We start from the raw sequence: 710 nt of genomic DNA on the forward strand, positions 1-710 counted from the left end.
TCTTATCTGGAATCTGCTTATTGCCTTGCTATTGGGTGCGATTATTGGGACACAGCGCGGCTGGGTGATGCGAAATAGTGTTGAAGGTAGTCGTGTAGCTGGTATTCGTACGTTCTCTCTTGTCGGGTTACTTGGTGGTCTTGTCGCGATTCTTGCGGATCTCTATTCTCCTTTATTGCTTGGTTTTGCCTTGATTGCGTTGGTGATATTGGCGTGTATCGCGTTTATCATGCAGCAGAAGAAGAGTCGCGATATCAGTATTACTGGCGTGGTTAGCTTGTTGGTGACGTTTGTGTTGGGCAGTTTAGCTGTGTCGGGAGAAGCGGTGCTTGCGGCATCTGCAGCTGTGATTACCGCAGTGGTGCTCGACAACAAACGAGAACTTCACCAAGCGTTGCAAAAATTACAGGAATACGAGCTAGATGCAGCGCTCCGGTTGCTGATTATCTCCATCGTGTTATTGCCGCTTCTTCCAAATCAATCCTATGGCCCTTGGAACGCTCTTAACCCTTACGAGATTTGGTGGATGGTTGTGTTGATTGCCAGTATTTCGTTTGTGGGCTATTTCGCAATCAAAATCGGTGGGGCGAAACGTGGCATATTGTTCACTTCCATTTTTGCAGGTTTAAGTTCTTCGACGGCGTTAACACTGCAGTTTTCCCATCTTTCTCGGGAGCAAGCCAATATCAGCCCATTACTTGCCAGTGGCA

1 protein-coding gene is annotated in these 710 nt (G+C 47.6%); it reads left to right on the forward strand.

The window, feature by feature from the left end; translation table 11 throughout:
• On the forward strand, positions 1 to 710 hold a 710-nt coding region (locus R7Q46_RS27090; RefSeq protein WP_318078247.1), incomplete at both ends, for an MgtC/SapB family protein.

The organism is Vibrio sp. 811 (assembly GCF_033339195.1).